This window comes from Pedobacter sp. Leaf194 (genome assembly GCF_001423945.1).
Taxonomy (GTDB): Bacteria; Bacteroidota; Bacteroidia; order Sphingobacteriales; family Sphingobacteriaceae; genus Pedobacter.
The window spans coordinates 137,444-158,972 of the sequence record NZ_LMPU01000011.1 but is presented as its reverse complement, the minus strand read 5'-3'; the positions used below and the strand labels follow the sequence as shown (position 1 = coordinate 158,972).

Sequence of the window (21,529 nt, the reverse complement as noted above, 5' to 3'; positions counted from 1 at the left end):
TGGTTTCTGCAAGGTTTATTTAATTACCCGAGTAGCGATAACTGATTATAGCCATAGAAAAGCACATTAAAAATTTGAATTTAAATTACCAACGGGTGTTTTCATAGCACTACAAAATAAAAAACATTTGAATGGCGAGTCTTCAGGCACTCAATTTTAATACCTGAGCCTCGCTACTTGATACAATAAAAATCATGAGTAAAAATTTAAAAATTGGATTATTTGGTTTCGGAGTTGTGGGCCAGGGTTTATTGGACATTATTCAAAGCCAAAACCTGAACCTCGAAATCGTTAAAATAGCAATTAAAGACCCGAGAAAGAAACGGACCCTCAATAAGGAATTGTTTACAACCGATAAAAACGAGATACTAAATAACCCTGAAATCAATACCATTGTGGAGTTGATAAATGATGCAGACGCTGCTTACGATATTGTGACTAGTGCATTAAAAAATGGGAAACACGTGGTTTCGGCCAATAAGAAAATGATTGCCACGCATTTGAAAGAACTGGTAGAACTGCAACAGCAACACGGAACGTCGTTACTATATGAAGGGGCTGTTTGCGGAAGTATTCCTATAATCAGAAACCTGGAAGAATATTACGACAATGAGCTTTTCCATGCATTGAGTGGTATCTTCAATGGTTCTTCAAATTACATCTTATCAAAAGTTTTTAACGAAAACCAGAGTTATGATGCTGCTTTAAAAGAGGCCCAAGACCTGGGTTTTGCCGAAACTGACCCTATTTTAGATGTTGGAGGTTACGATCCGAAATACAAACTAGCCATTGCAACGGCCCATGCGTATGGTTTGTTTGTTAATCCCGATGCCATCTTAAACATTGGTATTCAAAATTTATCTCAACACGATATTAAATATGCACGCGAGAAAAATTTCAAAATTAAGCTTGTACCAACAGCAAGAAAGGTAAATACGAAGGATGTGGTAACTTATGTTTTACCAAAATTAGTGGCGAAAGACGATTTCCTATACAATGTCGAAAACGAATATAACGCAGTAACCGTTCAGGCTGCTTTCGCCGATAAGCAATTCTTTTTTGGCAAAGGTGCCGGTGGCCATCCAACTGGCGCAGCTGTGCTTTCTGATATTGCTGCCCTGCGTTACGATTATCGTTATGAGTATAAAAAATACCATTCCGAAAATGGTGTAAAGCATACAGAAGACATTCTACTGGAAATTTACCTGCGTTACAGCGATGAAGATTTAATAAGCCTTTTGGCTTTTGACAATATTAGCGAGCGTTATGCCGCAAGTGAATACAAGTATGTAATTGGTACTGTAAAATTGCATAATCTTATTACCAACCGAGATTTGCTTTTAGAAAAAGATGTTTTTTTAGCCTACACAGGTAGGCAAATATACAGGCAGGAACAGGTTGCCGAGAACGTTTATGCAGCAGAATTAGCTGCACTTTAAAATTTTTTAAGGTTAATTTTTTTATTTGTTTTGTTGTTAAGCACAAAGGTCGGAGCGATTCCGACCTTTTGCGTTAGTTGTGTTCTTTAACGTATTTCTCGATAATTACCCTGTCGATTCCCTCCTTTTCAACCTGCTCTAAACCAGTCTGGGTTAATGTATCATTTGCTAAAGACAGCTTGAAATTAAAAGATTTGCCTTCCCAGTTTTTATTCTTATAATATTGAAGTTGTTCGGTATAATCATTACCCTTGAGCTTATAAGTTCCACCTCCTGCATCAAAGCCCGAGCTGTCCTTCGGATTTTTGTTATGTTTAAGAAAAGCAAAGTGCGTTTCGTTAATAATCTTAATCATGCTAAAATCCATGGGATAACTGGTCGTTCGTCCTGACTTTTTATCGTTAATTGTTCCTGAAATTAATTTCCAGGTACCCTGAATGGCTGGCTGATTCTCTGCTTCCTGATGACTTTTGTTTTTGCATGAAAACAAAAATACAACCGCAATAAAAATTAAACATTTTGACTTCATATTCCTAAATTAAATTATCCCCGGCCTGCCATCTCCATTAATTTCTTTGCCAAATCTTTTCCAAGATAACCATCAATTATGGCATGTACAAGGTATAGAATGGGCGTCATCAGGATGGCAACAATAAATTTATAAGTGTAATTAACCAGGCCAATGGCCGCAACCATTTGCCAGCTGTAATGGTATTGGGGATTTAGGTAAAAGGCAATAAAAATTACCACAAAGCTGTCAATTAGCTGAGATACAACTGTAGAACCGGTTGCCCGCAACCAAAGCGACTTCTCGCCCGTTATCTTTTTAATTTTGTGAAAGATTAAAACGTCGGCAAGTTGCCCAACAATGAAGGCGATAATTGAGCCAACGATAATCCACATGCCCTGGCCAAAAATACCGGCGAAAGCATTATTCATATTTAAGTCTTCGCCATTAATGTTTTGATGAACCCAAAAATCGGCAGCACTCAAATGCATGGAACCCCAAACCACTAAAAATGCGAAAGCAATTAAAATAGAGGTCATGATAGACAAAAACCGAACTTGTTTAACACCAAAATACTCGTTGATAATATCCGTCATGATGAAGATAATTGGCCAGGTTAGCACGCCTGCAGACATTACAAACGAAAGGTTAGGAACGCCAAACAGGTTAATATCAAACTTCTTAAAACCAAGCGTCTCTTCAACGCTGAATAATTTAACACCAATAAACTCTGATAGTATTGCATTTGCCACAAAAAAACTTCCCAGAACGAGAAGCAAACGGCTTTCTTTAGTTTTAAAAGTCATAGACCATAAATCTAAAGATAAATCGAATCAGATTTACTTTTTAAGCATTAAATTTTAAAAACGTTACTTTTTACAATCCTTCAACCTTAAAAATAGTTTAAGAACTTAAATCTCCCAATCTTTGCGACTTCAAAAAAAAGGGTATTCTTCATGGCCAAAAAACAGCACTTCTATCTTATATTAATTTTGGGTTCTTTAGCGGCACTTGGACCATTCTCTATCGACATGTATTTACCGGGTTTTGTTGATATTGCAAAAGATTTAAAAAGTACAGAATCCACTGTGGCTTTGTCACTATCTAGTTTTTTTATTGGTATTTCTGCCGGTCAATTGCTTTATGGCCCTTTGCTGGATAAGTACGGCCGTAAAAAGCCCCTGTATTTCGGTTTGGTTCTCTATATCTTTGCTTCTTTTTTATGTTTAGCAGTTACCGATGTTAACCAGCTAATTATTTTGCGTTTTGTACAGGCAATTGGTAGTTGCGCAACTGCAGTTGCATCGGTAGCAATGGTTAGAGATTTATTTTCTGTAGATGAGAGTCCGAAAGTATTTGCATCGCTTATGCTTGTTATTGCCGTTTCGCCGATGCTTGCCCCCACTGCCGGCGGTTATTTAATTTCAGCTTTAGGCTGGAAATATGTATTTGTCTTTTTAGGCATTATGGCTATTTTGATGTTACTGGCTTCAGTTTTTAAACTTCCGGAAAGCTATAAACCAGATCCAAACTATTCGCTGAAACCGAAGCCGATTTTAAAAAGCTTCTTAAGTGTTTTGAAAGAACCGCAATTTTCAACCTATGCATTAATCAGTTCTATTACTTTCTCCGGTTTATTTGCCTATGTTTCTTCATCGCCACAGGTTTTTATGAAAATTTATGAGGTGAGCAAAACTGGTTACGGCTGGATTTTCGCGTTACTATCAGTCGCTTTTATTGGCTCAAGTCAGTTAAACAGTTTAATTTTAAGGTGGTTTGGCAGCAAGAAAATCGTTACCTGGGCTTTACTGGCTCAATGTGCATTTAGTTTGCTATTTTTAATTTTCGCATTAAACGATTGGCTTAATCTTTATTCCACAATCGGTTTTATCGCATTATTTCTTTCTTGCCTGGGCTTTATTAACCCAAATGCAGCGGCGCTATCGCTTGCTCCTTTTACAAAAAATGCGGGGAGTGCATCAGCCCTTATGGGCGCTTTGCAAATGGGCTTGGGCGCTTTAGCATCGGTAATGGTTAGTTTGTTTAGTGAGCATTCTGTTGTGCCAATGCCTTTAGTTATGACGGGAGCAGCATTTATCGCTTTAATTTGTTTGCTAATTGGCAGAAAATTTATTAGAACAGAAGTAGAGGCATCTGCAGATGCTGCGATGGTTGGGCACTAAACTCCGCCCTATCATACTATAATTGGTTGAATATTTAACAGCCACCAAAAATTATCTTGACTTAATAGTCCCACTGAATAATGGGATCTGCTTAGGATAAATAAATTTAGATGTAAGCAGCGGCTTTTCGATGCAGAAATCCCGGTATAGTAAATTCGCTTTTTGAAACCGCGAACTGCTGCGCTTTCTGAGCCATATAAACCCGATTGAAATGAAAAGCCCCAATTTTTCATTGGGCTTGCAATGCAAAGCGGGACAAACCCGAACCAGTTAACTACTGTAACTGCTTTTCAAATAACCATTTAGTAAAGCAATTATGGCGCTACCTAAGAAGCAAATTATTCTTTAAAGTTTTTTTGCTATTTTCGCTTAGAACATGTTAAATATACAATCGAAACTTCCTGGCGTAAGTACTACCATTTTCTCGGTAATGTCTAAGCTTGCGGCAGAACACAATGCAATCAATTTATCACAGGGTTTTCCTGATTATTCTTGCGATCCAAAACTTACGGAACTGGTAAATAAGGCTATGGCAGATGGTTTTAACCAATATGCGCCAATGCCGGGCAATGTTTTTTTAAAAGAAACGATCGCTGAAAAGGTTGAAAATTTATACCAGGTAAAATACAATCCTGATACGGAAATTACCATTACCGCCGGTGGAACCCAGGCCATTTTTACGGCTTTGGCTGCCATAATTAATCCTGGCGATGAAGTGATAATTTTTGAACCGGCCTATGACAGTTACGCACCAACCATAAGGCTTTTGGGTGGTTTGGTTAAAACCTATGAGCTTGCGCCACCGAGTTATGGCATTGATTGGGACATGGTAAAGAAGCTTTTTACCTCGAGTACGAGAATGATTATTTTAAATTCTCCACAAAACCCAACGGGAAGCATTTTAACGGAGAATGATATGAAATCGTTAATTAAACTGATTAACGGAACGGATATTTTAATCCTCAGCGATGAAGTTTACGAACATTTAATTTATGACGGTGAGCAACACAGAAGTGTTATGCTTTTTCCCGAATTGAGAGAAAGAAGCTTCGTTATTGCATCATTCGGGAAGCTTTTACATGCTACAGGATGGAAATTAGGCTATTGCCTTGCACCCGAACTGCTCACCAGGGAGTTTAGAAAAGTACACCAATTTAATGTTTTTAGCGTTAATAGTCCGATGCAGCAAGCTATTGCCAATTACATTAAAGAGCCGGGCAACTATACCGGTATCACTTCTTTTTTCGAAAAAAAGCGGAACTACTTTAGAAGCCTTTTGGCCGAAAGCCGGTTTGAGTTGCTACCTTGTAGTGGTTCGTACTTTCAATGTGCAGGCTACCGTAAAATCAGCGACGAGAAAGACACAGATTTCAGCATCAGGCTGATAAAGGAATTCGGAGTTGCCACCATCCCGGTTTCGGCATTTTACCAGAAAGCAACAGACCATAAAATAATAAGATTTTGTTTCGCCAAGGAAGATTCTACACTTGCTTTGGCTGCAGAAAAATTGAGAAATGTTTAATCATCCCGTAATACTAAACATATGGAAGCACCTGTTTATACTCAAATAGAAAACCTGAAAGTAACTGTTTTTCAGGCTTACCTTTTTTGGGAAAACATAGAAAAAAACTTACAAAATCTTGCCCTGCGCCTATCCATGGGTGTTCGGGAAAAAACCGACTTAATTGTTTTACCTGAGATGTTTAACAGTGGCTTTAGTATGAACTCTGAGACCCTGGCCGAAGAAATGGGCGGTTTTACCATGCAATGGATGCAAAAAATGGCGCATCAATACAACTGCGTTATAACCGGAAGCTTAATTATAAAGGAGAATGGAAAGTATTACAACCGTTTAATTTGGATGGAGCAGAACGGGGACTATAAACATTATGATAAGCGACATTTATTCGGTTTAGGTGAAGAAGATAAGAATTTTAGTCCGGGAACAGATAAACTGATCGTTACTTTAAAAGGCTGGAAAATCAGGCTGGCGATTTGCTACGATTTACGTTTTCCAGTTTGGTTGCGCAACGTTAACGAAGAATACGACATTTTACTTTTAGTGGCCAGCTGGCCTGATAAGCGATCTGCACATTGGAAAGCACTAATTCCGGCCCGGGCAATAGAAAACCAAAGTTATGTGATTGCTGTAAACCGTGTAGGCCACGATGGAAACCAGGTTTACCACAGCGGCCATTCGATGTGTATAGACCCCTACGGAAGTACAGTTTACTATAAACCTGAGGACGAAGATTTATATACCTTCAGCATTAACTACGAAGAATTGGTAAAGATTAGACGTCAGTTTCCTTTTTTAAGAGATGCGGATAAATTTACCATAGTTTAGCACCAAATTACAACTCATAAACTTCAAAATAAACCACAGTTAATCCAATATGTTCAATCGTCGTAAATTTATAAAAGCCTCTGCCCTTTCTGCAGGTTTGTTAGCCATTGATAAAGCTGCTATGGCTGATGCGATTCCGCCTGTATCCACTCGTGCTACCAATATTCCTATCGTAATTTCTACCTGGGATTTTGGCATCGCGGCAAATGCCGATGCCTGGAAAGTGCTTTCTAAAGGCGGCAAAGCCCTTGATGCGGTTGAGCAAGGTGTTTGGGTGCCCGAGGCTGATGAAAAAAACCAGTCTGTTGGTTATGGCGGTTTACCAGACCGGGATGGCAAAGTAACCCTCGATGCCTGCATTATGGATGAAAATGGAAACTGCGGCGCTGTTTTGGCGCTTGAACACATTAAGCACCCAATTTCTGTTGCCAGAAAGGTAATGGAGAAAACGCCACATGTTATGCTTGCTGGAGATGGTGCTTTACAATTTGCGCTAGAACAAGGCTTTAAAAAAGAAAATTTGCTTACGCCTGCAAGCGAGAAGGCGTGGAAAGATTGGTTGAAAACGGCTAAGTATGAGCCTGTAATGAATATTGAAAACAAACTTTACGATAAAGCCGCTCCGCAGAAACTGCCAGGAAACCAGTATAATCACGATACAATCGGAATGCTTGCATTAGATAGCAAAGGCAATATTTCTGGCGCATGTACAACGAGTGGCATGGCTTATAAACTTCACGGCAGAATTGGCGACAGTCCGATTATTGGTGCCGGCCTTTATGTAGACAATGAAGTTGGTGGCGCAACATCAACAGGTGTTGGAGAAGAAGTTGTTCGAAATGTGGGTTCATTTTTGGTGGTTGAGCTCATGCGCCAGGGTTATACGCCGGAGGCTGCCTGCAAAGAGGCAGTTATGAGAATTATTAAGAAAAAACCCGAAACGGCAAAAAATATTCAGGTAGGCTTTTTAGCCATTAATAAAAAGGGAGAATATGGTGCTTATGCAATTCAGCAAGGTTTCAGTTATGCCGTTTGCAATGCAGAAAAGCAAGATTTATTAATCAAAGGGAAAAGTTACTATTAGTATCTTTACCCCACTACAAACATTTCCAATTTTTAAGAATCAATTAAGTTAGTTTATGAAAAATGACGCTTCGCCTTTATTCCAAAGGAGTTCAGGTTTGGAGGTTTGTGCAAACGGGTACGAGTCTGCCTTAAATGCCCAGACTGGAGGCGCAATACGGGTGGAGTTTTGTGATAATCTTGCTGAAGGCGGAACGACCCCAAGTTATGGGCAACTTGCCTTGGCGAAGAAAAACTTGTCTATTGAAATCTGGCCAATCATTCGCCCACGCGGCGGTGATTTTCTGTATTCTGAGCTAGAGTTTGAATTGATGAAGGAAGATATAAGTGCTTGCAAATCATTAAACTGTGACGGACTAGTGATTGGAATACTTAAAGCCGATGGAACTATTGATAAACAGCGTTGTGCCGAACTGATTGAGCTGGCAAAGCCGCTACCTGTCGCCTTTCATCGTGCTTTTGATATGAGCAATAATATGGAACAAGCACTCGAAGATTTGATTGAACTTGGAGTTGTTAGGGTGCTATCATCTGGCGGGGCAAAATCGGCCATTACCGGTGCAGATAAATTAGCCGAATTAATTAAACTAGCAAATGGCCGAATTGCGATTATGCCAGGTGCGGGCATCAATAAAGAAAATATTTCTACGCTCATCAGCGCTACCGGCGCTACGCAATTTCATGCATCTGCTAAAAGTTTGGTTGCAAGTAAAATGGAATTTCGAAATGCAGAAACAAAGATGGGCAGCATTGAGGATGAATATCAATATGAGCAAACCTCGGTAGCGCAAGTTAAAGCCTTGGTTGAGGTTATAAGCAAATCTGTTAACAACGGTTAATTTGAGGTAGGTCCCTGATTAAAGAGGCGAAAACCACAATACTTGAAAATTCCATTTCAAAAAGTGGCAATTTTACGATAGTGGAGCGCTTTGACTTTAATTGCAATTAGCGGTTGATATTACCATTGATGCATAAACGCCTTGTTTTTTTCAGGCTTTTTTGGTTTCCCCACTCCCAGGAACATAACCTAATCCCGGCGTTAACCAATGTAATAAAATTACTCTCGAGTAACGATAATTAATTGGCGATAACAGAAGAACGCCGAACAAAATCAAACCAACATAATACCACAGGTTTTCGTAAATAAGTGGCAAACCTAACACATAAGATGCAACCCCGATGGTAATAATTTCCGCAACGTTCATCGCATAGCTAACAAACATAGCAACATAAAAAAAGCCAGGTTCACGCTCGAACTTTAAATTGCAAACCGGACAATTTATGTTTGTCTTTTGTAGTCTGAATGAATAAGCACTCCCCGTAAAGATATCACCTTTGCGACAACGTGGGCATTTACACTGTATAACCGCCTGAAATTTAGAAAGCTCTGCCATAACTATTTTATTGATGAAGCAAATTTACCATTTGAAATGTTGCTAAATTATGATTTGAATCATATTAGCTCAAACATTGCAAACTGCCAAAGGTTCGACTGAAATCAAATCTTCATAATTTTTCCTCCAGCCAGTTGTAATAAGCCTTCGTTGGCAAGTTGCTTCACGCCTCTTATCACAGTCTCAACCCGCAAACCGGTCATATCCGCCAAATCCTGACGGGTAACTTTTAGGCGCTCGCCAGATTGTAAGTCTAGAAATAAATAATTGATAATCGTTTCAAGCCGATGCGCCGCTTTTTCGCTTGCGAGCTCTTCTAACATCATCGATTTATAAAAAAGCCTGTTGCTCAATACTTTTATCAAATTTATACTGAAAGCCGGATCGGTTTCCAACAGACTGAAAAAAGATTTTCTATCAACTTGAATTATTTCAGCGTCCTTATTAACAATTGTATATGCTAAATATGGCCTGTTAAGTATTAGAGCGGGTTCGCCGAAGTACTGGCCAGTTTTAAAAATGCCCTGAATAAATTCTTTCCCCTCATCGTTAACCGTTACCATCCGCACCTCACCTCTCCTTATAAAATAGACAAACCTCGGTTGCATTCCAGGTTCATAAATGATAGAATCTTTCTCGATTTTTTTAACCGGGTAACCTTTATCGATGAGTAGCTGGATGTACATTTAACCTCGTTAAGGAATTAAGCTAAGGTTTCTTTCATCAAATCTGAATAAAATTGCTTTAGGGTTAAGCCCATTGCTGCCACCTGTTGCGGAATAAAACTAGTAGCCGTTTGCCCGGGAATGGTATTAATTTCGATGAAATAGAAATTTCCGGTTTCGTGTTCCAGGAAATAATCAATTCGAACAACTCCCCGGCAATTCAGCTTCTTATAAATATCTTTTATTACCTGATGAACCCGCTCATATTCCTCATCAGACATGTTGCCTGGAGTAATTTCCTGGGTAGCGCCCGGCGTATACTTTGCTTCAAAATCAAAAAATTCATTAGCCGGAATAACTTCTGTGGTCGGTAACACAGTTACAAAACCTTTAGCGCTAAAAACGCCTATAGAAAACTCTCTTCCACTAACAAATTCCTCAATTAATACCTGCGTATCTTCTTTAAAAGCTTTTTCTACCGCAGTTTCCAAATCATCGGCATGCTTTACTTTACTCATGCCAATACTGCTTCCGCCACTATTCGGTTTTACAAAGTACGGCAGCTTTAAATCCTGTTTAATCTGATTTAAGTTGTAGTTACCATCTTTAAAAATTTGGACCGACTTCGCTGTATATAAATGCTCAATTCCATCAACAATCGCTTTTGTATAGCCTTTATTCATTGTAATAGAAGACGTTAGCGCATCGCAGGTGGTATAAGGAATGCCGAGCATATCAAAATAGCCCTGTAGCTTACCATCTTCACCAGGAGAACCATGAATCGCAATAAAAACCCCGTCAAACTTAATTTTTCGGCCATCCAAGGTTAAAGAAAAATCATTTTTATCAATATCTATTTTAACGGAATCAGCAGGCTCGTAGAACCAGCCTTTATCGTTAAGCATAATTTTATATACATCATACAAATCAGCATCGATATTTTGAGCAATGGTTGCTGCGCTTTTTACAGAGACAACCCACTCGCCTGTAGTACCGCCGGTTAATAATGCGATTGTTTTTTTCATTGGAAAAATCCTTAATTATAAATAGAAAGTGAATGTAAATATATCTTCAAAAATATAAATATCTTTGAGCAAAATTTAATTAATGCATAATAGACTTGATAATTGATGGTATTGTATTTGCTTAAATATGGGCATTCAATAATTAAGCAATCGCCGATGCAATTATTAAATTAACTACATTTGAATTGTACGCATAAACCCAGAATTTTAGCTTCATGTCTAAATTTATAGATTATTTAAAAACCAAATCCTTCAGAAAGACGATCTTAGCAGCCATCATTACCGTTTTCGTATTGCTGCTAATCGCATTTTTCAGTTTACGTTTCTACACAAAACACGGCGAGGGACTAAACGTTCCTTCGGTTAAAGGCTTGTCTTTTGCTGATGCTGTTGTAAAACTCGAAGAAGCAGGACTGAAATACGAAGTAGATTCAGTTTTCATATTAGATCAGCCTGCAGGTATTGTAATTGATCAGGACCCTGACCCGAATACTTTTGTTAAGGATAACCGAACGATATACTTAACCATCAATGCAGGCAAAATACCAAATACAAAATTCCCTGATATTGCTTTCAAAACGCTCAGAGAAGCGCAGGCAATTATCGAAAGTTCCAGACTAAAACTTGGCGATACAACTTACAAAGCCGATGTAAGTCGCGATGTAGTTTTAGAAGCTACTTTTGGCGGTCAGCCTATCCAGGCCGGAGAAACTTTGCCCGTTGGTTCAAGAATAAATCTGGTTTTAGGCGATGGCCGCGGAAATCAGGATGTTGATATTCCTCAATTGGTAGGTTTAACGATTGATGAAGCCAAATTTAGTTTAAAAGGATCTGCCTTAACTTTAGGGAATATTATTTACGAAGGTGCGATTACAGACAGTGCAAACGCTGTAATTACCAAACAAGATCCAATGCCTGCAGATTCAGTTACCAAAGTAACTATCGGCACAAAAATTAACATTACCCTATCCAATAAGCAACAATAATTACGCACACTACGATAATGACTGAAATAGAAAACAAGCAAATGGGTAACGGAAAAAAAGCTGCAATAATAATAGCTGCAATAGTTATTTTGATTGCCGGGTATTTCGCTCTTAACTTTTACAAAGTTTACTTTGCGCCAAATGTTACCGAAAATCAAAAATACTTGTACATAAAAACTGGTGCCGATTATGACGCCTTGGTCGAAAACCTGAAAAGTAAAGACATTGTAAAAAGTATTTCGTCTTTTACAACGGCAGCTGGCAAAATGAACTTAAAAACCAATGTTAAGCCGGGGCGCTACTTACTAAAAAAAGGCATGACGAACCGCACCTTGATTAACATGATTAAAGCTGGAAACCAGGAACCGGTAAAGCTTAAATTTCAAAACATCCGCAAGAAAGAAAATTTCGCAGCCTATTTGGCAAGTAATCTTGAGGCCGATTCGCTAAGCTTTATAAATGTATTGGATTCAACTGCGTTGATAACGAAATATGGATTTAATCAAGACAATATTTATGCGATGTTTATTCCGAATACCTACGAAATGTATTGGAACGTTTCCCCTGTAGATTTTCTGGAGCGCATGCATAAAGAGTATGAAAAGTTCTGGAATGCGGAACGCAAACAGAAGGCTGCAAGTCTTAATTTAACTCCAGCCCAGGTTTATACACTCGCATCTATTGTTGATGCAGAAGCGCTGTACGACAAGGAAATGCCCATTATAGCGGGTTTATACCTTAACAGATTAAACAAAGGCATTTTATTGCAGGCAGACCCAACGGTTATTTTCGCGAATAATGATTACACGGTTAAACGCGTTACCGGTAAATTATTGCAGGTGCAATCGCTTTACAACACATACAAATATGCGGGTTTGCCTCCGGGTCCGATTATGATGCCGAGCATAAACGCAATTGACGCTGTTTTAAACCGCGATACTAACAACTACATTTACATGTGCGCCAAAGAAGACTTTTCTGGATACCACAATTTTGCAGAAACGAAGGCCGAACATGAGGTAAATGCCAGAAAATATCGCGAAGCGCTAAACAAAAGAAACATTTTTAAATAATGTATAGCCACACAACCAAGATAAGAGTGCGGTATGGAGAAACCGACCAGATGGGCTATATGTATTACGGCAACTATGCTCAGTATTATGAAGTTGGCCGGGTAGAAATGTTGCGAAGTCTGGGCATGAGTTACAGTTCTATGGAAGCTGATGGAATTATGATGCCTGTTTTGGAATTAAAATGTAAGTATATAAAACCTGCCCTTTACGATCAGGAAATTACCGTTAAAACGACAATAAAAACCCTTCCGGGAATTCGCATTTTTTTTGAATATGAACTTTTTAACGAAAGAGAAGAACTTATCAATCTTGGTGAAACGACATTGGTTTTTGTCGACATGAAAAAAAATAAACCAACCAATCCTCCCGCAAATTTTATGGAAAAATTATCGGCATTTTTTAATTAATCGCAAAAATGGAATGGTTACACAGGCAACTATTAAAACTTAAGGTCTATTCAGATTTTATTGAATGGACGAAACACTGCATTCTTCCCGGGTTTAGTCCACTCCCACTTTATACCGTTGCCACCTTTTTCTTCAAGGAAATTGGGAAAGAATCTTTGGTTAATAAGTCGTCTTCTTTGGCATACAGCTTTATGCTGGCGATATTTCCAAGTATTATCTTTCTCTTTACCTTAATCCCATTTATTCCGATATCGGGTTTTCAGGATAAACTTTTAAGCTTAATCGAGCTCATTTTACCACACAATGCCTTCGAGGCATTTGAAACCACGTTGAAAGACATCGTTAAAAATCAAAACAGAGGTTTGTTGTCTTTTGGTTTTCTATCGGCCATATTTTTTGCTACGAATGGTGTTAAAAACTTAATGAAAGCATTTAATAAGGCATCATTAATAATTGAAACCAGAAGCTGGTTAAAGCAACGGTTGATTGCATTGGTTTTAACGATGATAATCTTTTTATCAGTAGTATTTTGTATAAGTGCCATGGCAATAGGTGAAATATTACTTAATTACATTAAAACAGAACTGCATATAAAAGACAGCCTGGCAATCTATGCCATTCAGCTTACCCGGTGGATACTTTTGACAGCGCTATATTTTATCACGATATCGATTTTATACCGCTATGGTCCTTCTCACGCTAAAAAATGGAAACTTTTCAGTGCCGGTTCATGGCTGGCTACAATACTTGCTTTTCTAACCATTTGGGGTTTTGCGTTCTATATCAATAATTTCGGCTCGTACAACAAGGTGTATGGCTCTATCGGTACTTTAATAGTTGTTATGATTTGGCTTTATTTAAATTCACTAATTCTGTTAATCGGCTTTGAGCTAAATGCAAGTGTTGATGTGAGCAAAAGAAGCGTCAAAATCATCCGGCCAACCTTCAATTTATTTAAGAAAACGGCACCAATTGAGGAAAATATCACCAAGAAATAAAATTTTTCTCCCTCTGTGTTAAGCAATTATCAAGTTTATATAAAAAAAAGTACATCACAGTTTGCAGATTTAAACTGGATTTGTACTTTTGCCGATGGAAAGCTGGCAGAGTGGTCGAATGCGGCAGTCTTGAAAACTGTTGACTGTAATAGGTCCGGGGGTTCGAATCCCTCGCTTTCCGCTCCGAAAAAATAGAAATCCTGCATCGAAAGATGGCAGGATTTTTTCATTTTAACGCGTTTCAATCAAAAAGTCTAGTATCTGTATTTCCTTCCACATCTGGAAAATACCCGCTTGATTTACTTTTATGTCACTCCTTTTAAATTTTTCCAACTATCTTGCCGCAAATTGGTTTAATCAGAATAATTTTCTCCCCTATGACAAAAAACATCTTCATCGCTTCTGCAGAACCTTACACCGGCAAATCGGTCATTGCCTTCGGCATGATTAATATGCTGCTTGCCAAAACCCAGAAAGTAGGTTATTTTAAGCCAATTATCGCTCAAGACGATCTCACAAAAAAAGATGAACATGTTGAGGCAATGTTAGATTATTTCTCGCTTCCTGTAAAATACGAAGATGCTTTCGCGTTTACCCGACAAGATATGTTGCATCAATCGGAAAATAGCGGCGAGATTATAAATACGATTATCAGTAAATACAAAAAACTGGAAGACAATTACGATTTCACTGTTATTGAAGGAAGTGATTTTTTAGGTGAAGGCATGGCATTTGAATTTGAATCGAATGCTTTGATGGCGAAAAACCTTGGCGCACCGGTTTTGATTGTTGTTTCAGGAAAAAATAAAACTGCAAGTCAATTGTTCAAAACTGCGATTAATATCTATCGTAACTTTCTGCTTCGCGATGTACAGGTTTTAGGCGTTGTGGCAAATATGGTAAATCCTGATGAAGCCGAGCGCATAAAACAAGCACTATCTAACCAACTTCCGGCAGAGTTGCTTATTGCCGTAATACCTATAGAAAGTGGTCTGCAAAGCCCAACAATGAAGGAGATTGCAGCTGCTTTAGATGCAGAAATTTTGTTCGGAGCCGATTTAATGGATAACCAGGTTGATAATTTTGTGACCGGGGCAATGATGCTGCCGAATTTTTTGCGGCACATTAAAGACAACCTGCTAATTGTTACTCCTGGCGATAGAGGTGACATTATTATTGGCTCGTTACAGGCAAATCTTTCGGCAAACTACCCGAAAATTGCGGGCATCGTTTTAACTGCAGGTAGCCTCCCCGATGAGCCAATGATTAAACTTATCGAAGGTCTGCAAACCATTATTCCGATTATTTCCGTAAAAAAGGGCACATTTGAAACCACCACCACAATCGGTTCAATACACTCAAAAATCACGATAGATAATAAAAAGAAAATTGCTTTAGCGATAGAACTTTTTGAGAAATACGTAGATATAAAAGCACTTGATGATAAGATAATTACTTTCAGTCATGTGGGTATAACGCCCCATATGTTCCAATACAATCTTGTTAAATGGGCTAAGAGCGAGAAAAAGCATATTGTTTTACCAGAAGGTAATGATGACAGAATTTTAAAGGCTGTTGAAAAGTTAATCACTCAAGATATCGTTAACATTACGCTGCTGGGCGATGCAACTGAAATTGGAACATCGATAAAACGCCTCGGGCTGAATCTCGACATCAACCTTATTAACATCCACAACCCTTCGCAATCTCAACATTATGATGAATATGTGGAAACGTTGTATGAGCTGAGGAAAACAAAAAACGTAAATATGGAAATGGCAAGAGATATGATGACTGATGTTTCATATTTTGGCACAATGATGGTTTATAAAGGCGATGCCGACGGAATGGTTTCCGGAGCAGTACATACAACCCAGCATACAATAAGGCCTGCGCTACAATTTGTAAAAACCAAGCCCGGCGTTTCTGTTGTGTCGTCGATATTTTTTATGTGCCTGCCAGAGCGTGTGGCCATTTTTGGAGATTGTGCTGTAAATCCAAATCCTACTGCACAACAGCTTGCTGAAATTGCTATTTCTTCTGCAGAGAGTAGTGCCAAGTTTGGAATTGAGCCAAGAATTGCGATGCTTTCCTACTCTTCCGGAACTTCTGGCGAGGGCGAAGATGTTGAACGTGTACGTGAAGCCACAGCAATTGTTCGGGCACGACATCCGGAGTTAAAAATTGAAGGCCCGATACAATATGATGCAGCAGTTGACCCGCTTGTTGGCCAGCAGAAGTTGCCGGGTTCTGAAGTTGCCGGTAGAGCAAGCGTGCTAATTTTTCCCGATTTAAACACGGGCAACAATACATATAAGGCAGTTCAGCGGGAAACCGGCGCACTGGCAATCGGGCCAATGTTGCAAGGATTAAACAAGCCGATTAACGATTTAAGCAGAGGTTGTACGGTTGATGATATTTTCAACACCGTTGTAATTACAGCCATTCAATGTCAGGATATTAAATAATTTATGAATATTTTAGTTATCAATTCAGGAAGCAGTTCAATTAAATACCAATTATTTAGAATGCCTTCCAACCTACCCGTTTGCAGTGGCCTGGTTGAAAGGATAGGCATAGAAGGGTCTTTTATCAAACACTCGGTATTTCCTGATGGGGCAAAATTAAGTATCGAGAAGGATGCTTTTATTTCAAATCATGGGGAAGGCTTGAAACAGGTTTTAGCATTGCTGACCGAGGGAGAGCACGCCGTAATCTCTAGTCCTGAAGATATTGCCGCCGTGGGCCATAGAGTTGTACATGGCGGCGAGCACTTTTCGGGCGCTACTTTAATAACCGAAGGCGTTAAACAACAGATTAAAAAATTGTTTTCTTTGGCTCCCTTACACAACCCGGTTAATTATAAATGCATAGAGTTTGCTGAGCAAACCTTTCCGCAGGCAAAGCAAATCGCAGTTTTCGATACCGCTTTCCATCAATCTATTCCAGAAAAAGCATTTCGTTTTGCAATTCCAGAATGGTATTATAAGGAAAACGGGATTCGGGTTTATGGTTTTCATGGCACAAGCCACAAGTATGTGAGCGAAAAAGCGATCAACTGGTTTAACAAACCTAAATCAAAAATAATTAGCATTCACCTTGGCAATGGTTGCAGCATTACGGCTATAAATGATGGTAAATCAATAGATACCAGCATGGGTTTTGGTCCTTTAAGCGGATTGATGATGGGAACGCGTTCGGGTGATATAGACCCTTCGGTTATTTTTCATTTAATGGAACATGCCGGTTATAGCCTGGAGCAATTAAGCACATTGTTAAATAAACAGTCGGGTTTGCTTGGTGTTGGTGGCTCGAGCGACATGCGGGACGTAAACAAACTTGCAGCCGAAGGTAACGCGGCTGCGAAACTGGCATTAAGTGTTTACGCCTATCGCATCAAAAAATTTATTGGGGCATATGCGGCAGTTTTAAATGGAATAGACCTAGTAATATTTACCGCAGGCGTTGGTGAAAACGACTCGGAGATGAGGGCAGCCGTTTGCGAACAACTCGACTATTTAGGCATCGAGCTAGACCTCGGCAAAAACCGGAATTACAAAGGTGAATTGACTGATGTGAGCACCGATAGCTCGCCTGTAAAAATCCTTATTATCCCAACCAATGAAGAATTTGAAATTGCTAACCAATCTTTCAATTTGCTGCAATAACCACTGAGGAAAATTAGATCGTGTAACATTCACACAACAAACGATTCAAATCTCAATTTTGTGTTAAATTTATTCTCCCATCCAATATGGTTTGATATTGGCTAACCAGAATAAAAAATATGAAAAAATCAATTAGCGCAGTCATTGCTTTTTTACTGTTATCGCCAATAATTTTGTTGGCTCAAACAGGTAAGGTTTACGATAACCTTGTAGTTCCAAGCAAAATTTTAAAGAGTGATAGAAAATTTGCGATTTATCTGCCACCAGATTACGAAACATCAGGGAGAAGTTATCCCGTATTGTATTTATTGCATGGTGCCGGCGATGACCAGACCGGCTGGGTGCAGTTTGGCGAGGTATTAAACATCACTGATAAGGCAATTGCAAATGGTAGTTCAACATCAATGATAATTGTAATGCCGGATGCAAACACTGGTCGCCGCGGCTATTTTAACGACATTAAAGGAGACTGGAATTATGAAGATTTCTTTTTCAAAGAGTTGATGCCATTTGTTGAAAAGAAATACAGAACCAAAACCGATAAACGCTCAAGAGCGATAGCCGGCTTATCTATGGGTGGTGGCGGAACTTTTGTTTATGCATTACACCATCCAGAACTTTTTTCTTCGGCTTGTCCGCTAAGTGCCTACCTGGGTTTTCTGAGTTTAAGCGACGCACAGACTGCCCTTAAGAAGGCTAACCCAAATATGGATGATGCTGCGATAACAAATTATTATAACACACAAAACGTGTTGCCTTTGCTTAATAATATGCCCGATGCGCAAAAGAAAGCAGTAAACTGGTATATAGATTGCGGCGATGACGATTTCCTCTACGAAGGCAACTCGCTTGCACACATTGCTATGAGAAAGAAAGACATTCCCCACGAGTTTAGAATCCGAAATGGTGGCCATACCTGGACCTACTGGCGTGAGGCGCTGCCGAAGGTTTTGGAATTTGTTACCGATTCTTTTCATCAGCACTAAGCTTTTTAATGGTACAAATTTAACCGTGATTAAGCGATTATAACCCACTTAAAGCAGCAAGCAATTTAAAAATCCTCAAAGTTTTTATCTTAGCAAAAACCTTTTACTTAGCCGAATCAGCCCGAAATGATAAAATTTTCTTTAAGCCTTATTTACTCCTTTTTTATTCTTGGAATTTTAAGTTTTTTAAACCAACCGAAGGTTGCAGTCCCAAACCCGACAGCGCTCACAATTTCTACATTTGCCGGACCAGACATTACCCCTAGTCCTGCCTGCCTTGCTGTAGCCCCTACCGGTGAAGTTTATGTTGGCGTTGATATGATTGGCTCGCTGGGTAAAGACCCTGGAAAGGGTAGAATACTTAAGCTGGTAGATAAAAATAACGACGGCAAACTGGATGAACACATATCTTTTGCCGAAGTTGATAATCCCCGGGGAATTATTGTTCAGGGAAATAAGGTATTCGTTTTGCACACCACTTTTTCATCAGAAACGAAAGCTGCTACCGGAATGAATTTAGTTGTTTTTGAAGATAATGATGGCGATGGAAAGGCCGATGGACCCGAAAAGCCCTTGATAGAACACATCAGCAATGCCAAATACATCCGCGAAAGAGGAACAGACCATGCAACCAACGGAATTCGGATGGGTATTGATGGCTGGATTTATATTTCTGTTGGCGATTTTGGCTTTCATGATGCTGTGGACAGATCTGGAAAAAAATTGACAATGCTTGGTGGTGGAACTGTTCGCGTTCGACCAGACGGAACCGAGATGGAAATATTTACACATGGAACAAGAAATGTTTATGATGTAGCTATTGACCCTTACATGAACATTTTTACCAGAGAAAACACAAATGATGGTGGTGGATGGAACGTACGTTTCTCGCATCATATTCAAACTGGCGAATATGGATATCCTGTTCTATTCCAGCATTTCACTGACGAGATAATACCTGCGCTGGCAGATTTGGGCGGTGGCTCCGGAACTGGTGCATTGTTTATGAACGAGCCGAACTGGCCAGAAGAGTACAATAACGTGCCGATGATGGCCGATTGGGGAAGAAGCATGCTTTACATTCATCGGGTAACACCTGATGGGCCAACCTTCACTCAAAAAGATGAAGAGTTTATCAAAATCCCTCAAATAACGGATTTAGATGTTGACGGTTCCGGCCGACTTTATTTATCTGCCTGGGATGGCGCTGGTTATTCCGGCAGCCCAACAAAAGGCTACATACTCCGAACCGTACCAAACAACTGGGTTTATAAAGCCTTCCCCGATGTAAAAAAATCATCAATTAAGCAATTGTCAGAATTGTTGAAATCAAATAGTGCCGTGGCCCGTGTTTCCGCATCGCAAGAAATGTTAAGCCGGGCTAACAAACAGGCAACTTCGGCAAGTTTAAAAATTGCCGCCGACAAAAACCTTCCGTTATACGCCCGGGTTGCCGGTATTTTTACATACGCACAAATTGCAAAAGAAGCCGGGATAGCGGAATTAGTTGCGTTATCAAAAGATGATTCTGTTCGCGAATTTGCTTTAAAAGCACTGGCAGACCGGAAAGAATTTATCAGTAAAGTTCCATCAGAACCTTTTTTAACTGCCCTAAACGATGCTTCGCCCCGGGTGCGGGCAGCTGCAATAGTCGGCCTCAATCGTTTGGGTAAATCAGACGCAATTGCATCATTGTTAAAAGTGAAAGTTCCGCCGTCTTTTACAGCGCCGGAAAGAGACATTGAAGGGCCGCACGCTACTCCGAATGCTGCCATTATCCTCCCTCACCTTGCAGTGCAGGCGCTGGTTAATTTAAATGCTACTGACGCATGCTTGGCAGCTGTTGGATCCGACAATTCGGAACTTGCGCTATGGGCTTTGCGCTATATGCACAACCAGCAAGCTGTAAATGGCTTAATTAAAACTTACAATTCCACGTCAGACTTGAAATTAAAAAAACAAATTTTAACAACATTAGCCCGACTATACAAACAGGAAGAAAGTTATGATGCGAGTTGGTGGTGGGGAACCAGACCAGATTCTCATGGTCCGTACTACAAAGCCGTTACCTGGTCTGCCTCTCCTGTTATCGAAAAATTTCTTAAAGGCGAATGGGCAAAAGCAAACACGCAGGAGAAACAATTTTTTGTGGATTTAGATGCCCGGCACCGAATGGAAATTAAAGAGTTTGCTGCTGAAGAAAAATTAGCGGCAACAGAAGAGCCGAAAATAGATTTAGAAAAGATAAAAAATAACAAAGGTCAGGTTGGAAAATCATCTATCGAAGATGTGCTTTTAGCCATTAATAAGCTCCAGGGTGATCCGCTGAAAGGCAGAACGATTTTTAATAATCAAGGCTGTATTGCTTGCCATAGTTTAAGCAGAACAGAGAAAATGAAAGGTCCGTTTATGGGACAAATCGGGTCTATTATGAATCGGGAACAAATTGCCGAATCAATTCTTAAGCCTGATGCATCTATATCACAAGGGTTTGCTACCGTGATGATTACGGCAAAAGGCGACAAAACATATATGGGTTTTATAACCGAAGAAACGGCATCAAAAATCGTAATGCGCAATATTGCCGGCGAAGTTTTCAATATCAAAACGAGTGACGTGCTCTCGCGTAAGGAAATGGAAAATTCGATGATGCCCCAAGGTTTGGCTAATTCCTTATCATACGATGAGTTAGCTTCGCTTGTTACATTCTTGTCTCAGCAGAAAAAATAATGTAATACCTGAATATTGTTTTGGAAGTTGACGAGCA

At 39.5% G+C, this 21,529-nt stretch carries 19 protein-coding genes and 1 tRNA gene; 15 read left to right on the top strand and 5 right to left on the bottom strand.

From position 1 onward, the window contains the following. The first annotated feature begins 194 nt into the window (after positions 1 to 194). Positions 195 to 1,439 carry a homoserine dehydrogenase gene (locus tag ASG14_RS16700; protein WP_056872213.1) on the top strand — a complete coding sequence of 415 codons (1,245 nt, stop codon included), beginning with the start codon at positions 195 to 197 and terminating at the stop codon, positions 1,437 to 1,439. A 73-nt stretch (positions 1,440 to 1,512) separates the two neighbouring features. On the opposite strand, the gene ASG14_RS16695 is transcribed toward ASG14_RS16700, so the two are convergent. Together ASG14_RS16695 and ASG14_RS16690 are read right to left on the bottom strand one after the other, a co-directional pair. Further along, on the bottom strand, positions 1,513 to 1,968 hold the full coding sequence (locus ASG14_RS16695; protein ID WP_056872212.1) for a hypothetical protein: 456 nt from the start codon (positions 1,966 to 1,968) through the stop codon (positions 1,513 to 1,515). Between the two features lie 14 nt (positions 1,969 to 1,982). After that, positions 1,983 to 2,753 (bottom strand): queuosine precursor transporter, encoded by a 771-nt coding sequence (locus ASG14_RS16690; protein ID WP_056872211.1) that lies wholly within the window; start codon positions 2,751 to 2,753, stop codon positions 1,983 to 1,985. Between the two features lie 150 nt (positions 2,754 to 2,903). Here ASG14_RS16690 and ASG14_RS16685 point away from each other — a divergent pair, with 150 nt between their 5' ends. The 5 genes from ASG14_RS16685 to ASG14_RS16660 all read left to right on the top strand — a co-directional run bounded on the left by ASG14_RS16685 (position 2,904) and on the right by ASG14_RS16660 (position 8,399). After that, complete coding sequence (locus ASG14_RS16685; protein WP_056872210.1) at positions 2,904 to 4,130, top strand: multidrug effflux MFS transporter; 1,227 nt, start codon at positions 2,904 to 2,906, stop codon at positions 4,128 to 4,130. Positions 4,131 to 4,506: 376 nt separating this feature from the next. After that, complete coding sequence (locus ASG14_RS16675) at positions 4,507 to 5,652, top strand: methionine aminotransferase (protein WP_056872208.1); 1,146 nt, start codon at positions 4,507 to 4,509, stop codon at positions 5,650 to 5,652. A gap of 21 nt (positions 5,653 to 5,673) precedes the next feature. Next, complete coding sequence (locus tag ASG14_RS16670) at positions 5,674 to 6,477, top strand: nitrilase family protein (RefSeq protein ID WP_200940362.1); 804 nt, start codon at positions 5,674 to 5,676, stop codon at positions 6,475 to 6,477. 49 nt (positions 6,478 to 6,526) lie between these two features. Beyond that, on the top strand, positions 6,527 to 7,561 hold the full coding sequence (locus ASG14_RS16665) for a N(4)-(beta-N-acetylglucosaminyl)-L-asparaginase (RefSeq protein ID WP_056872207.1): 1,035 nt from the start codon (positions 6,527 to 6,529) through the stop codon (positions 7,559 to 7,561). Between the two features lie 55 nt (positions 7,562 to 7,616). Beyond that, entirely contained in the window at positions 7,617 to 8,399 is a 783-nt protein-coding gene (locus tag ASG14_RS16660) for a copper homeostasis protein CutC (protein ID WP_056872206.1), read from the top strand. A gap of 150 nt (positions 8,400 to 8,549) precedes the next feature. Here the strand turns inward: ASG14_RS16660 and ASG14_RS16655 are convergent, their stop codons facing one another. From ASG14_RS16655 to ASG14_RS16645, 3 genes are all read right to left on the bottom strand, one after another. Continuing rightward, positions 8,550 to 8,954 (bottom strand): hypothetical protein, encoded by a 405-nt coding sequence (locus ASG14_RS16655; RefSeq protein WP_056872205.1) that lies wholly within the window; start codon positions 8,952 to 8,954, stop codon positions 8,550 to 8,552. A gap of 104 nt (positions 8,955 to 9,058) precedes the next feature. Beyond that, positions 9,059 to 9,640 (bottom strand): Crp/Fnr family transcriptional regulator, encoded by a 582-nt coding sequence (locus ASG14_RS16650; protein ID WP_056872204.1) that lies wholly within the window; start codon positions 9,638 to 9,640, stop codon positions 9,059 to 9,061. Positions 9,641 to 9,657: 17 nt separating this feature from the next. Next, a complete protein-coding gene (locus ASG14_RS16645) occupies positions 9,658 to 10,644 on the bottom strand; it encodes a D-alanine--D-alanine ligase (RefSeq protein ID WP_056872203.1) in 987 nt (328 codons plus the stop codon). Between the two features lie 215 nt (positions 10,645 to 10,859). Between ASG14_RS16645 and ASG14_RS16640 the strand changes: the two genes are divergently transcribed. From ASG14_RS16640 to ASG14_RS16600, 9 genes are all read left to right on the top strand, one after another. Beyond that, positions 10,860 to 11,630 (top strand): PASTA domain-containing protein, encoded by a 771-nt coding sequence (locus ASG14_RS16640; protein WP_056872202.1) that lies wholly within the window; start codon positions 10,860 to 10,862, stop codon positions 11,628 to 11,630. Positions 11,631 to 11,647: 17 nt separating this feature from the next. Further along, a complete protein-coding gene (gene mltG / locus ASG14_RS16635) occupies positions 11,648 to 12,703 on the top strand; it encodes an endolytic transglycosylase MltG (protein WP_235528610.1) in 1,056 nt (351 codons plus the stop codon). Beyond that, positions 12,703 to 13,110 (top strand): thioesterase family protein, encoded by a 408-nt coding sequence (locus ASG14_RS16630; RefSeq protein ID WP_056872201.1) that lies wholly within the window; start codon positions 12,703 to 12,705, stop codon positions 13,108 to 13,110. Before mltG ends, ASG14_RS16630 begins: the two co-directional genes overlap by 1 nt. Positions 13,111 to 13,118: 8 nt before the next feature. Further along, on the top strand, positions 13,119 to 14,108 hold the full coding sequence (locus tag ASG14_RS16625) for a YihY/virulence factor BrkB family protein (protein ID WP_056872200.1): 990 nt from the start codon (positions 13,119 to 13,121) through the stop codon (positions 14,106 to 14,108). Positions 14,109 to 14,204: 96 nt separating this feature from the next. Continuing rightward, a tRNA-Ser gene (locus ASG14_RS16620) sits at positions 14,205 to 14,289 on the top strand. 196 nt (positions 14,290 to 14,485) lie between these two features. Continuing rightward, on the top strand, positions 14,486 to 16,576 hold the full coding sequence (gene pta, locus ASG14_RS16615) for a phosphate acetyltransferase (protein WP_056872199.1): 2,091 nt from the start codon (positions 14,486 to 14,488) through the stop codon (positions 16,574 to 16,576). A gap of 3 nt (positions 16,577 to 16,579) precedes the next feature. Continuing rightward, positions 16,580 to 17,776, top strand: coding sequence for an acetate/propionate family kinase (locus ASG14_RS16610; RefSeq protein ID WP_056872198.1), 1,197 nt, complete (start codon positions 16,580 to 16,582; stop codon positions 17,774 to 17,776). Positions 17,777 to 17,895: 119 nt separating this feature from the next. Further along, a complete protein-coding gene (locus ASG14_RS16605; RefSeq protein ID WP_056872197.1) occupies positions 17,896 to 18,762 on the top strand; it encodes an esterase family protein in 867 nt (288 codons plus the stop codon). A gap of 126 nt (positions 18,763 to 18,888) precedes the next feature. Next, a complete protein-coding gene (locus ASG14_RS16600; protein ID WP_056872196.1) occupies positions 18,889 to 21,492 on the top strand; it encodes a HEAT repeat domain-containing protein in 2,604 nt (867 codons plus the stop codon). The last annotated feature ends 37 nt before the right edge of the window (positions 21,493 to 21,529 follow it).